11 protein-coding genes are annotated in these 14,136 nt (G+C 69.7%); 5 read left to right on the forward strand and 6 right to left on the reverse strand.

Going from position 1 to position 14,136, the window contains the following annotated elements; all coding sequences use genetic code 11:
• Nucleotides 1–84 precede the first annotated feature (84 nt).
• Nucleotides 85–3,735: a S8 family serine peptidase gene (locus ACFY36_RS05110; RefSeq protein WP_499744598.1), complete on the forward strand. Its 3,651-nt coding sequence runs from the start codon at nt 85–87 to the stop codon at nt 3,733–3,735.
• Between the two features lie 97 nt (nt 3,736–3,832).
• On the forward strand, nt 3,833–6,094 hold the full coding sequence (locus ACFY36_RS05115; protein WP_499744599.1) for a putative bifunctional diguanylate cyclase/phosphodiesterase: 2,262 nt from the start codon (nt 3,833–3,835) through the stop codon (nt 6,092–6,094).
• Between the two features lie 8 nt (nt 6,095–6,102).
• Here ACFY36_RS05115 and ACFY36_RS05120 read toward each other — a convergent pair whose 3' ends face one another.
• Nucleotides 6,103–6,657, reverse strand: a complete 555-nt coding sequence (locus ACFY36_RS05120; RefSeq protein WP_499744600.1) for a carboxymuconolactone decarboxylase family protein — start codon at nt 6,655–6,657, stop codon at nt 6,103–6,105.
• 37 nt (nt 6,658–6,694) lie between these two features.
• Between ACFY36_RS05120 and ACFY36_RS05125 the strand changes: the two genes are divergently transcribed.
• Nucleotides 6,695–7,033, forward strand: coding sequence for a winged helix-turn-helix transcriptional regulator (locus ACFY36_RS05125; protein WP_499744601.1), 339 nt, complete (start codon nt 6,695–6,697; stop codon nt 7,031–7,033).
• 2 nt (nt 7,034–7,035) lie between these two features.
• On the opposite strand, the gene ACFY36_RS05130 is transcribed toward ACFY36_RS05125, so the two are convergent.
• Nucleotides 7,036–7,722: a hypothetical protein gene (locus ACFY36_RS05130; protein WP_499744602.1), complete on the reverse strand. Its 687-nt coding sequence runs from the start codon at nt 7,720–7,722 to the stop codon at nt 7,036–7,038.
• 62 nt (nt 7,723–7,784) lie between these two features.
• On the opposite strand from ACFY36_RS05130, the gene ACFY36_RS05135 reads away from it, so the two are divergent.
• Nucleotides 7,785–8,564: an SAM-dependent methyltransferase gene (locus ACFY36_RS05135; protein WP_499744603.1), complete on the forward strand. Its 780-nt coding sequence runs from the start codon at nt 7,785–7,787 to the stop codon at nt 8,562–8,564.
• Here the strand turns inward: ACFY36_RS05135 and ACFY36_RS05140 are convergent.
• Nucleotides 8,552–9,454, reverse strand: a complete 903-nt coding sequence (locus ACFY36_RS05140) for an acyltransferase domain-containing protein (protein WP_499744604.1) — start codon at nt 9,452–9,454, stop codon at nt 8,552–8,554. The genes ACFY36_RS05135 and ACFY36_RS05140 overlap by 13 nt on opposite strands.
• Nucleotides 9,455–9,490: 36 nt before the next feature.
• On the opposite strand from ACFY36_RS05140, the gene ACFY36_RS05145 reads away from it, so the two are divergent.
• Complete coding sequence (locus ACFY36_RS05145; protein ID WP_499744605.1) at nt 9,491–10,609, forward strand: LacI family DNA-binding transcriptional regulator; 1,119 nt, start codon at nt 9,491–9,493, stop codon at nt 10,607–10,609.
• A 64-nt stretch (nt 10,610–10,673) separates the two neighbouring features.
• Here the strand turns inward: ACFY36_RS05145 and ACFY36_RS05150 are convergent, their stop codons facing one another.
• Genes ACFY36_RS05150 through ACFY36_RS05160 form a run of 3 tightly spaced genes read right to left on the reverse strand, consistent with a single transcriptional unit; the run spans nt 10,674 to nt 14,127 of the window.
• Nucleotides 10,674–12,371 carry a glycoside hydrolase family 127 protein gene (locus ACFY36_RS05150; RefSeq protein WP_499744606.1) on the reverse strand — a complete coding sequence of 566 codons (1,698 nt, stop codon included), beginning with the start codon at nt 12,369–12,371 and terminating at the stop codon, nt 10,674–10,676.
• Nucleotides 12,368–13,252 carry a carbohydrate ABC transporter permease gene (locus tag ACFY36_RS05155; protein ID WP_499744607.1) on the reverse strand — a complete coding sequence of 295 codons (885 nt, stop codon included), beginning with the start codon at nt 13,250–13,252 and terminating at the stop codon, nt 12,368–12,370. Before ACFY36_RS05155 ends, ACFY36_RS05150 begins: the two co-directional genes overlap by 4 nt.
• A complete protein-coding gene (locus ACFY36_RS05160; protein ID WP_499744608.1) occupies nt 13,249–14,127 on the reverse strand; it encodes a carbohydrate ABC transporter permease in 879 nt (292 codons plus the stop codon). Before ACFY36_RS05160 ends, ACFY36_RS05155 begins: the two co-directional genes overlap by 4 nt.
• Between the last annotated feature and the right edge of the window lie 9 nt (nt 14,128–14,136).

Raw genomic sequence — 14,136 nt, forward strand, 5'->3', positions numbered from 1 at the left:
GCGGAGATCGACCGACAGGATATCGATCAAGGCTGTCGTAGCGTCATCAGCACTTCAGGCCTCTGATCGAGTCGAGGTGTTCCGTTGACGCAATCCCCCTTCGGCAGGTCCGTGCCGTTCATCGTCGCGGCCGTGACCGCGCTGGCCGTGAACCCGGCGGCGCCCGCCCACGCACAAGCAGCACCCAGTGCCCCGAGCCCGGTCAACTCGGGTGCCGGGACCACGATCACGCTGATCACCGGTGACAAGGTCACCGTCCGGCCCGGTGTCACCACCATTCAAGGGCCTGATGGTGAGCAGGTCGGTGCTCACATCACCACCGTCGGGCCGGACACCTACGTCTACCCGGACAGCGCCATGCAGTACGTCGGGGCCGGGCTGCTCGACAAGCGACTGTTCAACGTGACCTATCTGCTCCGCGAGGGCTACGGCGACGCCGTCACCGATCGGCTGCCGGTCATCCTCGGATATTCGGGCTCGGCCGCCAAGCGCAGTGCCGCCGCCCTGCCCGAGGGCGGCACCGAAGTACGTGCTCTGCCCAGCATCAACGGCAGCGCGGTGAGCGCCGAACGCGACAAGGACTTCTGGACCTCGCTGACCGGGGCCGCCCCGGAGGGCGTACGGGCCAAGAAAGCCACCGGCTTCGCCCATGGCATCACCAAGGTGTGGCTGGACGGCAAGGTGCACGCCGACCTGGCCGACAGCGTGGCGCAGATCGGCGCCCCGGAGGTGTGGGCCGGCGGCAACACCGGCGAGGGCGTCGACGTCGCCGTGCTCGACACCGGTGTCGACGCCGGGCACCCGGATCTGGCCGGCCGGATCGAGTCGAGCCAGAGCTTCGTGCCCGGTGAGGACGTCACCGACGGGCACGGGCACGGCACGCATGTCGCCTCCACCATCGCCGGCTCCGGCGCCGGTGACGGCGGCAAGGAACGGGGTGTCGCCCCCGGCGCCGACCTCGAGATCGGCAAGGTGCTCGACAGCGGTGGCTCCGGGCAGGACTCCTGGATCATCAGCGGGATGGAGTGGGCCGCGCGGGAGCGCAAGGCCAAGGTCATCAGCATGAGCCTCGGCGGTGATCCCACCGACGGCACCGACCCGATGAGCGTGGCCGTCGACGAGCTCAGCGCCGAGACCGGCGCCCTGTTCGTCATCGCGGCCGGCAACAGCGGGCCCACCGAGACCACCGTCGGGTCGCCCGGCGCCGCCGACGCCGCCCTCACCGTCGGCGCGGTCGACCGCGACGACCATCTCGCCGACTTCTCCAGCCGCGGCCCGCGGTTCGTCGACGGCGCGCTCAAGCCGGAGATCACCGCGCCCGGCGTCGACATCGTCGCGGCCCGCGCCGCCGGCACGACGATGGGCCAGCCGGTGAACGAGCTCTACACCTCGGCCTCCGGCACCTCGATGGCCACGCCGCACGTCGCCGGCGCGGCCGCCCTGCTCGCCGCGCAGCACCCCGGCTGGACCGGCCAGCAGCTCAAGGACGCCCTGGTGAGCACGGCCAAGGAGACCCCTGACTACAACGCGTACGAGGCCGGAAGCGGCCGCCTCGACATCGCCGCCACGACAAAGGCGACGGTTTTCGCCTCCGCCTCGGCCTACCTCGGCATCCACCCCGTCGAGGACGAGCCGTCGGGCACCGTCGAGCGCCAGATCACGTACACCAATGTCGGCGGCAGTGCCGTTGATCTCGACCTGGCCGCGACCGGGCTCGACTTCGCGAAGCTGTCGGCGCCGCGGGTGACCGTGCCCGCCAACGGCACCGCCTCCGTCACGGTCTCGGTCGACCTGAGCAGTTCGCCGCAGAAGGGCCGTTTCACCGGCAGCGTCGTCGCCACCGGTGCCGGCGGCAGTCACGTGGCCGACACCCTCATCGGTATCAGCACCGAGGACCAGCCCCGGCACCTGACCATCACCCCGACCGGCCGCGGCGGCGAGCCCATGCCCGGTGAGATCATGATGCTGCGCGAGGGCGACCCGGCCGGCGCCTACTACAACTTCCTCACCATCGACGGACGCCCGATCGACGTGCTCGTGCCGGACGGCCGTTACGCGGTCTGGATGTGGGGCGACGTCGAGGGCACCCACGGCCCCAACTCCCGCGGCATGGCGCTGGTCAGCGCGCCCACGGTCGTCGTCGAGAAGAACACCGCCATCGAGCTGAAGGCCTCCACCACCCGTGAGGTCCAGGCGATCACGCCCAAGGCGTCGGCCACCGCCGAGGTCCGCCTCGATTACCACCGCGAGCTGGGCGACACGGCCAAGGCCACCGACTCCTTCATCATTCCCCGCTACTACGACAGCATCTGGGTCACGCCCGGCCAGAAGGCCCGTGACGGCAAGATGTCGGTGACCGCCCGCTGGCGGAAGACCGAGCCGCTCATCTCGCTCGGTGAGCCGTACGACGATCTGCTGTTGATCTCCGGGTCGGCCATCCCGGCCGAGGGCACACGCCGGCTCGAGGCGGTCTTCGCCGGCACGGGCACCGCCGCCGAGTTCGCCAAGGTCAACGTCAAGGACAAGATCGCGGTCGTACGCCGTGACGACCTCGACGACCAGGTGAAGGCGGCCGAGAAGGCGGGTGCGGCGGTCCTCGCGGTCGTCAACAACGAGCCCGGGCGCTATTTCGACGCCACCTCCAGGACGAAACTGGCCGTGGTCTCGCTGACCGCGGACGGCGGCGAGCGCCTGATCGCTCAGCTCGCCAAGGGCAAGGTGACCCTGAACGTCGCCTCCGACCCGACCACCGACTACCTGTACGACCTGGTCCGCTACTGGCCGAACGGGACGCCGAAGTCGCTCACCTACCGCCCGTCGGAGCGTGAGCTGGCCCGGGTCGACGTCGACTTCCAGAGCACCTCCACCCGGGAGATGTCCGAGAAGCGCTTCGACAAGAACCCGGACCTGCCGGTGAAGGTCGGCTCCACCACCCTGCTGCGCTCCGAGCGGTTCCGCACCGACTGGGTCACCGCACAGGACGGCGTCCGCTGGTCGACCGACATGGACGACTGGTACTCGTTCCAGCTCGGCGGCGACACCACCTACAAGGCGGGCAGCCGGACGGAGGAGACGTGGCTGGGCGCCATCCAGCGCCCGCGCATCAACGACGCGGTCACGCTGCCCTACCGCGACGGCGACCGGATCGTGGCCGAGATCCCCGGCTGGGGCGACTCGGGCGCCAACCACGCCGGCGTGGCCTTCCCGGACGGCGGCGAGATGACGGCCACCCTGTCGCAGGGCAGGTCGGTGATCGAGCAGAACACGTACAACTGGATCGACACCAACTCCGGGCTGAGCCCCAAACGCCTCCCGTACCGCCTGGTCACCACGACCCAGCGGGACTCGACGTCGTACCCGTACTCGTCGAAGACGCGGACGACCTGGGACTTCTTCTCGGACGCCAAGACGGCCCGCCTGCCGCTCATCCAGCTCGACTACAAGGTGGACACGGACATCTCGCACCGGGCCTCCCGCTCGACCGCCATCACGGTCGTGCCGTCCCACCTGACCGGCGGCCCGAGCACCAAGGCCATCGGTACGGTCACGCTCGAGGTGTCGTACGACGACGGAGCCACCTGGGTACGCCAGCGGCTGCACCAGTCGAAGGACGGGTGGACGGCCGACCTGCGGGCGCCGAAGAACGCCCAGCACGTCACGCTGAAGGCCGGCGCCAAGGACGCGTACGGCAACAGCGTCGAACAGACGATCACCCGGGCCTTCGGCCTGAAGTGACCGGACAGCCGGGCCGCGACATCCCCCCGTCGCGGCCCGGCCCTCTCGAACGTTCGGGGGAGATCTTCTCCACTTCGGACGCACTAGTGTCGCTTCCGTGACGCGGGAAGCGCTCTATGTGCGGGCCACCGCCGCGGTCGCCGCGATCGGCGCCGTCTGGTGTGTGGCCTATCTCGGCGCCGGCATCGGCGCCGAGGCGACGGCGTACGTCTTCGTCCCGATCGGCGGCGCCCTGGCCACCGCGTCGCTGCACGGCCTGTCCCGCCGTGACCCGTTCTGGCGGGCCGTTTTCCTCTCCATCGGCCTGATCACCTTCGGGTACGCCTGGCTGGCCGTGGACTCGCTGGCCCACGCCGACGAGGTGCGCACCCGCGCCATGCCGACCCCGGCCGCGGCGATCGCGGCCCTGGGCTTCCTGATCGCCATGGGCGCCCTGGCCCGGGTCCCGGTGTCCCGGGCCGGCGCCACCGAGCGGTGGCCCATGGTGCTCGACCGGCTGATCGCCTTCCTGGGCTGCGCGGCCGTGCTCTGGTACATCGGGCTGGCACCCATGCTGACCGCCCGCGAGTCCCTGAGCCGGCAGGCGACCGTGCTGGTCGGGCTGGGCCTGCTGATCGCGGTCGGCGCCGCCACCAAGGCCTCGTACATCGCGGGCGGCCCGGTCGACCGCGTGGCGATCCGCTTCATCGCGGCCGCCGGTGGCGTGCCCGCCGCCGCGACGGCCGTCCTGGCCGTGCAGTTCGGGCTGATCGCGAGCGTTCCGGCGCAGTCGGTCGTCCTGCCCCTGGCTCCGCTGCTCATCACCCTGGGGGTGGCCGCGCAGACGCGCGCCGACCGGGGGCTGCGCGCTCCTGCGCGTGTCGGCGTGCTCCTTCCGTACATCGCAATGCTCTTGGTTGATGTGCCTTTGATCGCGGTGGCGCTGGGCGAACCGCTGCGCTGGCCGGTCCGGGTCGCCCTGATCGCCGCCGTCGTGGTGACAGGGCTGGTGATGGTCCGGCTGTACCTGACGTCCCGGGAGAACGCGCGGCTGCTCGGCCGTTTGAAGTACGAGGTGAGCCACGACGGCCTGACCGCGCTGGCCAACCGGGCGCTGTTCCGGGATCGGCTCGCGGACGCGCTGAGCACCACCGGCCAGGCCTCGGTGCTGCTCATCGACCTGGACGACTTCAAGACGGTGAACGACCTGCTGGGCCACGGCGTCGGCGACCACCTGCTCATCTCGGTGGCGCGCCTGCTCCGCTCCGAGGTGGGTTCCCACGGCCTGCCGGCGCGGGTGGGCGGCGACGAGTTCGCGGTGCTGCTCACGTCCGACGCGGAGGCCCTGGCCGTACGCCTGCTGGCCGCCTTCGCCCAGCCGATCAGCGAGCACAGGCTGCTGGTCCAGGCCAGCATCGGCATAGCGACCGCCACTCCGGGCGCCACGGTCGACTCGGTCCTGCGCGACGCCGACGTGGCCATGTACACGGCGAAACAGCAGGGCAAGGCCGGTTTCGTACGCTACGTCGAGGGCCTGGGCGAGCCGGTGCTGGCCCACATGCAGCTGGGCGGCGAGCTCCGCCGGGCGTTGGACAACAACGAGTTCCGGGTGGTCTACCAGCCCATCATGCGCCTGGACGGCACCCGCCTGTTCGGGGTGGAGGCCCTGGTCCGCTGGCACCACCCGACCCGGGGCGTGGTCCCACCGGCCGAGTTCATCCCGGCCGCCGAAAGAACAGGTCTGATCGTCCCGCTGGGCCGTTTCGTCCTGCGCGAGACATGCCGCCAGGCCGCTTCCTGGCTGGCCGAGTTCGGCCCGGACGCGCTGCAGGAGGCCGGCTTGAACGTCTCGGCCCGCCAGCTGCACGACCCGGACTTCGTGGCCGACGTGGCGGAGGCCCTGTCCGACAGCGGCCTCCCGTGCGAGCGCCTGGTCCTGGAGGTGACGGAGTCGGCGGTCCTGCGGGGCCAGCAGGTGTCCAGGGCGTTGTACGACCTGGACCGCATGGGCATCCGCCTGGCCCTGGACGACTTCGGCACCGGCGAGTCGTCGCTGAGCCTGCTGAGAGCCTTCCCGGCGGCAATAGTCAAGCTCGACAAGTCTTTCGTGGACGGCATCGAGATCGACGACGGCCACCCGGCCGCGGCCGGTGCTCGCCAGGCCGTGGCCCGGGCGGTGATCCAGCTGGCCCACGCGCTGGGCCTGGACACGGTCGCCGAGGGCATCGAAAGCCCCGAACAGGTGGCTACGTTGCGAGAGCTGGGCTACACGCTGGGCCAGGGTTTCCACTTGGCCCACCCGATGCCGGCGGCCGAGGTGTCGCGGCTGCTGGCCCTCCAGCAGTCCGCGGTAGACACCAGGCTCAGTCCCAGAAGTTGAACACCGCTTCACCCTTCATTCTGGTCGAACCTGGCCATGCCGGGTTCGAGGGGGAGCGCCAGGGCGTTCACCACGTACGAGGTGGTGTGGTAAAAGCCCGCGAGCAGCAGGAGTTCGAGGATCGCCCCGTCGCCGTAGTGGTCCCGCAGTCTGTTCCAGAGGTGATCGTCGACGGTCGCCTTGGTGTGGAGCGCGTCGCACAGGTCTATCAAAGCGCGCTCCTCGTCGGTCCAGCACGAGTCCTCGGCCTTGCCGTGCGTCAGGGACGTGATCTGGGCGCTTGTCAGTTCGGCCGGCCCTGCGAACGTGGTCACGTGCACGCCCCACTCGTACTCGGCGCCGCACAGGGCGGTGGTGCGGTCGATGACGATCTCGCGCTGGCGGAGTGTCAGGTGACCGCGGTCGAGCAGCCCTCCGGAGAAGAACTTGAAGAAGAGCCGGCGGTCCCGCGCGAGCGTCGTGAACAGCGCGAGCGGCGGCCGGCCCCGCATGACGCCGTCGATGGCGGCCTGAACGTCAGTGTCGAGGGGCTCGCCGGCGGGAGCGATCCGAGCGCGCGTCATGCGGCGACAGTAACAGCTGCGCTATAGAATCCATAGCGTGGACAAGTTGACAATCGGCTCACCCGCCCGCGGCACCTCCACCGGGCGCCCGCTCATGGTGCTTTTCGACGCCCTGGGCCGGCGCGGATCGCTGCGCCTGCTGTGGGAGCTGCGCGAGGGCCGTTCACTGACCTTCCGAAGCCTGATCACCGCCTGCGAGTCGAACCCGGGAGCCCTCAACACGCGACTCAAGGAGCTGCGCGAACTCGGCCTGATCAGCCACGACGGCAACGGATATCACCTGACCGAGCTGGGGACCGGACTCACCGAGGCGCTCGCCCCTCTCAACTCCTGGACGGTCAAGTGGGCGAAGAGCCTCGAAGCGCCCGTCCCCTGAGATCAGGGCGCCAACAGGCGTTCGACCAGAAGCCGTTGCGGCTCGGCCAGGGCGAACACGCTGGCCGGATCACGCGGGGCGAGATCGGAGTCGGGCACACCGTCCTCCCAGTCGATGTGCCCCCAGAAGTCGACCTCGTCGGAGACGAGCATCGCCGCCGCTTTCCCGACGTCACCGGTGACGCCCAGGGTGCGCATCGCCCCGGCGAAAAGAGCCACCGCCTCGGGGGTGTCCGCCGCCGCGTCGCCGAAGGCCGGGGCCAGCAGAAGCAGGGCCTGTGCTCGGCGGATCGGGTCGTCCTGCCGGGCCGCCACGCCGGCCAGCTCGGGCCACGAGAGGCCGGGCCCGGTCTGGTGCCCGTCGATCGCCGCGATCGGAACGGCCTTGGCCCCGCCGCCGGGCAGAACCAGATAGTCGACGCCGCCGTCCTCGTCGAGGTTCCGGAACACCACCACCAGTTCGGCACCGTCGCGCAAGTCGACCCGCAGCACCTCCCAGCGGCTCGGGTCGATGTAGTCGTACAGGTCGTCGTCGCCCGGCAGGCCGCCGAAATCCGGAACCATCAGCGTGCGCAGATAGCAGGACCAGAAACCGGGCTTACCGAGGAGATCGCGGCCGTCGGTGAGCAGTGCCGTGACATCGAGGTCGGGGTCGCCGCCGAACTGCTCGTGATAGCCGCCGAGATTCATGGTGGCAGCGTAGAGGGACGCACCTCAGCCACCCGTCCTCTCATCCACATTAGAGTTGTGGCATGAGCTTCGATACCGGCATTCCGCACTCGGCTCGCGTCTGGAACTACTGGCTGGGCGGGACGGACAACTTCCCCGTCGACCGGGAAGTGGGTGACCAGTTCGCGGGGCTCTATCCGGACATCGCCGTGGTGGCGCGGTCGTCGCGGGCCTTCCTCAAGCGCTCGGTCACCTTCCTGGCCGCGGAGGCCGGCATCCGGCAGTTCCTCGACGTCGGGACCGGCATGCCGACCGCCGAGCACACCCACCAGGTGGCGCAGGCCGTGGCGCCGGAGGCCCGCATCGCGTACGTGGACAACGACCCTCTCGTGCTGTCGCACGCTCGGACCTTGCTTACCGGTACGGCCGAGGGAGTCACCGAATACATCGACGCCGACCTCCGTGATCCGGCCGCGGTTCTCGAGGCGGCCGGGCGGAGCACCCTCGACCTGTCGAAGCCGACCGGCCTGATCCTCATGAACATCCTGGGCCATGTGCCCGACCTGGACGACGCTGTGCGCATCGTCCGTCAGTTCATGGGCGGGCTGGCGCCGGGCAGCTACCTGGTCACCGCCGACGGGACCAACGTGCTCGACGGGCCGGCCTTCGAGGAAGCCATCGGGGTGTGGAACGCGAATGCCCCGCTCTCGTACCACCTGCGCCGGCCCGAGGAGCTCGCCCGCTTCCTCGAAGGGCTCGAAGTAGTCGAGCCGGGGCTGGTCCCGTGTTCCCGCTGGCGCCCGGCTGAAGGTGACGATCGGCGCGAGGTCGACGAGTTCGGAGCGGTGGCCTACAAGCCCTGACGCAGCCGGCCCCGGCGCCACTGCCAGTGGTTCCCGGCCTTCAAGTGGTCGATGATGGCGCGCTGCAGGACGGTGTCGCGGGGGAGCTGGTCCAGGGGAGTGGTCAGCGTGCGGAACACGAAGCGGCGGGCCTCGACGTCGGCGTCCAGGCCCTCCGGTTCCTCGTACGGCAAAATGTCGAACCGCTGCTGGAAACGGACGATGTTGGAGTCGGCGGGCAGGTAGTTTAGCAGCTGCGGGTCGAGGAGCCAGGAGCCGCAGGTGAAGGCGTCGTGGCGTTCCTCGGGGAAGTGGCGCGGGAAGAAACCGCGGGCCTGGTCGAGGGACTCGTCGACCGATGCCGGCGTCAGCCGGCCCGACTCGGGAATGTGCAGATCGATGGTGTCGCCGCGCTGGAACTGCAGGCGGCCCAGCTCGTACAGACCGCCGCGCACGTGCAGGGTCAGCCAGCTCTGCATCACCGGCCAGCCCTCGCCTTTCATGCGGCGGTCGACGGCCAGGTTGCGGCCCAGATCGGCCAGCGTCGCCCGGGTCACCTCGTCGGGAATGTCACGGTTGCGGTGGTACGCCTCGACGACGTCGACCAGGGACAAATAGACGTAGACGAAGTAGCGCGGCAGCGCGGGCCCGGGCGACAGCCAGCCGTAGCCGCCCAGATCGGCCCGGACCAGCGCGGTCGAGCGATCGAGCAGCCAGCGCAGCGCGGGGCTCCACTGTGGGGAGGGCCAGCCCGCCAAGATCTCGGCGGCGTCGTCCGGTCGCACCCCGAGACGATCGAGACGCGGTGACGTGGGCAGGGGAGCCGAGGGCCGGTCACCGGCCAGGCGATGAACGCGGTCGATCTCCTCAAGGGGCACGCCGAGCTGCGCGGCTATGTGATCCAGGTCCACCGGCTGACCTTACCGCCGGTGTTACGCTTCGCCTCGATGCCGACTTCCGCGCCCGGAGCGCGAGCAGAGCCGCCGGGCGGCGATCCCCAGCGCAAGCCCGGGCCGCCCCGTGAGAACGCGCGCGAGTCCGTGCGGGCCGTGATCACGATGCGCGATATCGCCGAGGCTTCGGGAGTTTCGCAGAGCACGGTTTCGCGGGTTCTGAACAATGCGCCGACCCGGGTGCCGATCGCGGCCGAGACCCGGGAGCGGGTCATCGAGACGGCCCGTCATCTGGGCTACCGGCCCAATCCGCTGGCGCGGGGGCTGCGGGGCGCGTCGACCAACCTCATCGGTGCCGTCGTGCGGGACTTCAGCGACGTCTTCTACGCCGGGGTCATCGAGGCGCTCGTGGTCGAGTCGGTCGCGCACGGCTACAACGTCGTGCTCGGCCACGTGCACGGGCAGCTCGACGCCGCGTCGCCGCTGACCACCGTGCTGGAGACGCGGCACACCGACGCGATCATCCTGCTCGGCGACATGCAGGGCTATCCGGAGCTGCTGGCCGACCTGCGGCGCTCCCCGGTGCCGGTGGTCGGCCTGTGGCAGGGCGCCAGCCCGCTCGAGTTTCCCACCGCGAACCCGGACGACCGGGCCGGCGTGCGGGCCGGCCTCGAACATCTGGCCGCGCTCGGGCACCGGCGCATCGGGTTCCTCAGCGCCGAGCTGCCCAACGAGTACCGGATCCGCGAGGAGGCGTACGTCGATTTCATGCGGGAGCGGTTCGGCGGCGTACCCCCTAATTATCTTCGTCGTTGCCCTGGATCTCTGGACGGCGGCGAGTCGGCGCTGGCCGAGCTGATGAGCCTGCCCGAGCCACCGACCGCGGTGGCCGCCTCGACCGACCTGGTGGGCGTGGGCGCGCTGCACGCCGCACACACTCTCGGCGTGGCGGTGCCCGCCCAGCTCTCCGTCGTCGGCTTCGACGACATCCTCATCGCCGCACATACGGTGCCCGCCCTGACCACGCTGAGGATGCCCATCGCCGAGATCGTCGGCTTCGGCGTGTCACAGGCGGTGTCACTGGCCCGCGATCCGTCATCGCGCCCCGAGCCCGGCGTAACCGTCTTCCAGCTCCCGCTGATAGTGCGCGACTCCACAGCACCGCCCGCCTAGCGCGCGATCCAGAGTCGCGTGTCGCCCCGCTGAGCGCGGGATCCAGGCCCGCGTGCCGTTCCGCCTAGCGTGGGATCCACACCCGCATGCCGCCGGCGCCTCGATTTGCCCATGCGAAGTACGGGATGGCGGCGTCCAGGCCGATCATCGACTCGGCCAGGTCGGGGCGTGGCACCAATGCCGGCTCCCGGCTGAAATCCCATGTCAGGTCCGGGACGTCGGCCTCCTCCACGCAGTAGACCAGCGGGCCCCTCTCCAGCGCCGCGCATCCCCGCACGGCGTCGATCCGCGGGTCGGGCTCGGTGACCCGGGCCGGCATCTCGAGGTTCAGCTCGACGACATCCCCGGTCTTCCACCTCCGGTGCCGCTTCACCACTCCCGCCGCCACCGCCAGCGTGCCGTCAGGTCCGGTCAGGGTGGCCGAACGGCACCACCGCGGCACGCGCAGGGACAGGGTCCATGGCTCCGCCGGAGATTCCAGCAGTTGTACGGCGATTCGCCCCTCCCACGGATAATTCGTGTCAATCCGCAGGCGTGTCGGGCCGGTGTCGATCGTCGCCGTGGCGTACTGGTGCAACTGAATGCCGCTGTCGTCCGACGTTGCAAGAAATTGCTGGCAGGACGCCAGCAGCCGCATCAGGTTCGGCGGACAGCAGGCGCAGCGGTACCAGGGCTGTCGTTCCCCGGTGCCGTCCGGTGCCCGGTGGACGCGGCGCTGCAACGGATTCGTGTAGAAGAAGCGGGTCCCGTCGAGCGACATCCCGGGCAACACCCCGTTGTAGATGATCCTTTCCATGGCGTCGGCGTATCCCGCCTCGCCCGTGGCCAGCAGCAAGCGCCACGCCAGCATCACCCCGGCGATCGAGGCGCAGGTCTCGGCGTACGCCCGGTCCGGCGGCAGCTCGTACGGATCGCCGAACGCCTCGTCCCGATGCCGGCTGCCCATGCCACCGGTCAGATACATCCGGGTGCGTGTCAGGTCGTCCCACCGGCGGCGCGCCGCGGCGAGCAGCCGATCGTCACCCAGCTCGACAGCGACATCGACCGCGCCACAGTCGAGATAGAGCTGCCGTACGGCGTGTCCCGCCACCGATGACGCCTCCCGCACCGGCTCGTGGTCCTGCCAGTACGCCGCGCCGAACTGTTCCGCACCGGGCAGCGTGCCGTGTCCGCGCGTGTCGATCATGCGGGCGGCCATCGTCAGATAGCGCCGGTCACCGGTCACCCGCGTGAGTTCCACCAGCGCCATCTCGATGTTCGGGTGCCCGTCGATGATGCCGTCCGGCACGTGGCCGGCGGCCCGGACCGCTATGTCGAGCAGCCGGTCGTCGCCGCGCGCGCGATGCCACGCCACCGCCGCCTGGATGAGGTGGCCCAGGCAGTAGAGCTCATGACCCCAGGACAGGTCCTTGTACGGTTCGCCGGCCCGGACATAGCTGTTGAGATAACCGTCGGGCCGCTGGGCCGAGGCGACCAGGTCGATCACGTCGTCGGCGGGCAACCCGGCCCACCCCACCGCCTCGAGCCACTTGTAGACGTCGGAGTCGAGGAAGGGCAACGTGCCGCGATAGCCGTCGGCCAGCCGCAGATTGTCGAGGTTCCCGGCCTTCTCCAACTGCTCGAGTCCGTGCGGGATCGTGTGTTCCCGGTTGACGCGGACCCGCGAAGCCCAGAAACCGCCGGTCAGTTCGACACGCCGGGCGTCCAGCGGGCGGAGCCGGGTCAGCGCCGTCTTCGACGGCTGCACTGCTGTCACGCTCATTTCACGGCTCCGCTCATCAGGCCGGCCATGTAGTACCGCTGAAGCAACAGGTAGACGGCCACGCAGGGAATGATCGAGATGGTGATGCCGGCCTGGAGCATGCCCCAGTCGGTGCCGCCGAGGCTGGTCTCGGTGCGGGCCGTCGCCAGGATCACGGGCAGGGTGAACTTCGCGCTCGAGCTCATCATCACCAGCGCGCCCAGAAACTCGTTCCAGGACGTGATGAAAGCGAACAGGGTCACCGTCACGACCGCGGGCAGGGTCGGCGGCAGGAAGACACGCCGCAGGATCTGGTGCGGCGCCGCGCCGTCCATGATGGCGGCCTCCTCCAGTTCGCGGGGCACCGCCGCGAAGCTGTTGCGCAGGATGTAGAGGCTGAACGGCAACTGGATCGTGGTGTGCAGGATCGCCAGCCCGATCAGCGAATTCGTCAGGCCGATCTTGGCGAACATCAGGAACATCGGGGTCAGGAGCGCCTGGTACGGCACGATGAGCGCGAACAGGAGCACGATGAAGATCAGCTCTTTGCCGGGCACCGGGAAGCGCGACAGGCCGTACGCGGCCGGCACCGTGAGTAGCAGGGTGAAGACGATCGTCAGCACGGCCGTGCCGAAGCTGTTGCCCAGATAGGTGAGCAGCCCCTCCTGGTAATCCCACAGCCGCTGGTAGCTGTCCAGGCTCAGCCCGTGCGGCAGATAGGTCGGCGGGGCGGCGGCCGCCTCGGCCGTCGGCTTGATCGAGGCCAGCACCGAGTACAGCAGCGGCAGCATCATGACCGTGCCGATGGCGATGCAACCGGCGGCCACGAGGTGGCCGCGATGTCCGGCCCTGATCGGTTTGGCGACGGCCCGCTGCCGCGTCCGGGCCAGCGTGGCCGTCACGACTCGCTCCGGCGGGTGAGCACCAGCTGGACGACGGTGAAGGCCAGGATGGTCACGGCCAGGATCAGTGACAGGGCGGCCCCGTAGCCCAGCTTCAGATAGGGGAACGAGTTCAGGTAGACGAAGAAGACCGAGGTCGCGGTCTCGTTCTGCGGCTGCCCGGCCGTCATGATGTAGAACTGGTCGAACGCCAGCAGCGAGCCGATCACGCTGACCAGGGTGACCAGCAGGACCGTGCGCATGGTGAGCGGCAGGACGACGCGGCCGATCCGCTGCCAATAGCCTGCCCCGTCGACCTGGCTGGCCTCGGTGATCTCGGTCGGGATGGCCTGGATGGCCCCGACGAACAGGATCATCCCGAAGCCGATGACCTTCCAGACGACGGACGTGCTGATCGCGAAGTTCGACGTGCCGGCGTCCACCCCGAGCCAGAGCACGGGGTGGTCGACGAGGCCGAGGTCGAGCAGGATCCGGTTGACGACGCCGAAGTCGGTGCTGAACAGCCAGTACCAGAGCAGGCTGGAGACGCCGAGGCCGATGACGACCGGGACGAAAATTACCGTACGGGTGATGGCGCGCGGTTTCGACGACGGCGCCGTCAGCAGGGCCAGCAGGTAGCCGCCGACGATCAGCACGGGCGTGATCAGGGCCGTGTACTTCAACGTGAACAGGAACGACGTCCAGAACTGGCGATCGCCGAACGCCTGCCGGAAATTGTCCACGCCGACGAAGTGCGGCTCGGAGATCAGCGACCACTCGTGCAGCGACATCCACACCATCCGGCCCAGCGGATAGACGGTGAACACGAGCACGAACACGAGGGCCGGAGCGGTGAACGCCAAGCCGGTGAGCCGGTTACGACGCGTACGCTGCATGGCCTTTGT

Source organism: Actinoplanes sp. NPDC000266 (assembly GCF_042899005.1).
Taxonomy (GTDB): Bacteria; Actinomycetota; Actinomycetes; order Mycobacteriales; family Micromonosporaceae; genus Actinoplanes.

Bases quoted from the DNA above. Each gene is read 5' to 3' on its own strand.
- ACFY36_RS05120 (WP_499744600.1), bottom strand. From the start codon at position 6,657: ATGACGCGCGCTCGGATCGCTCCCGCCGGCGAGCCCCTCGACACTGAC.
- ACFY36_RS05130 (WP_499744602.1), bottom strand. From the start codon at position 7,722: ATGAATCTCGGCGGCTATCACGAGCAGTTCGGCGGCGACCCCGACCTC.
- ACFY36_RS05135 (WP_499744603.1), top strand. From the start codon at position 7,785: ATGAGCTTCGATACCGGCATTCCGCACTCGGCTCGCGTCTGGAACTAC.
- ACFY36_RS05145 (WP_499744605.1), top strand. From the start codon at position 9,491: ATGCCGACTTCCGCGCCCGGAGCGCGAGCAGAGCCGCCGGGCGGCGAT.
- ACFY36_RS05150 (WP_499744606.1), bottom strand. From the start codon at position 12,371: ATGAGCGTGACAGCAGTGCAGCCGTCGAAGACGGCGCTGACCCGGCTC.
- ACFY36_RS05160 (WP_499744608.1), bottom strand. From the start codon at position 14,127: ATGCAGCGTACGCGTCGTAACCGGCTCACCGGCTTGGCGTTCACCGCT.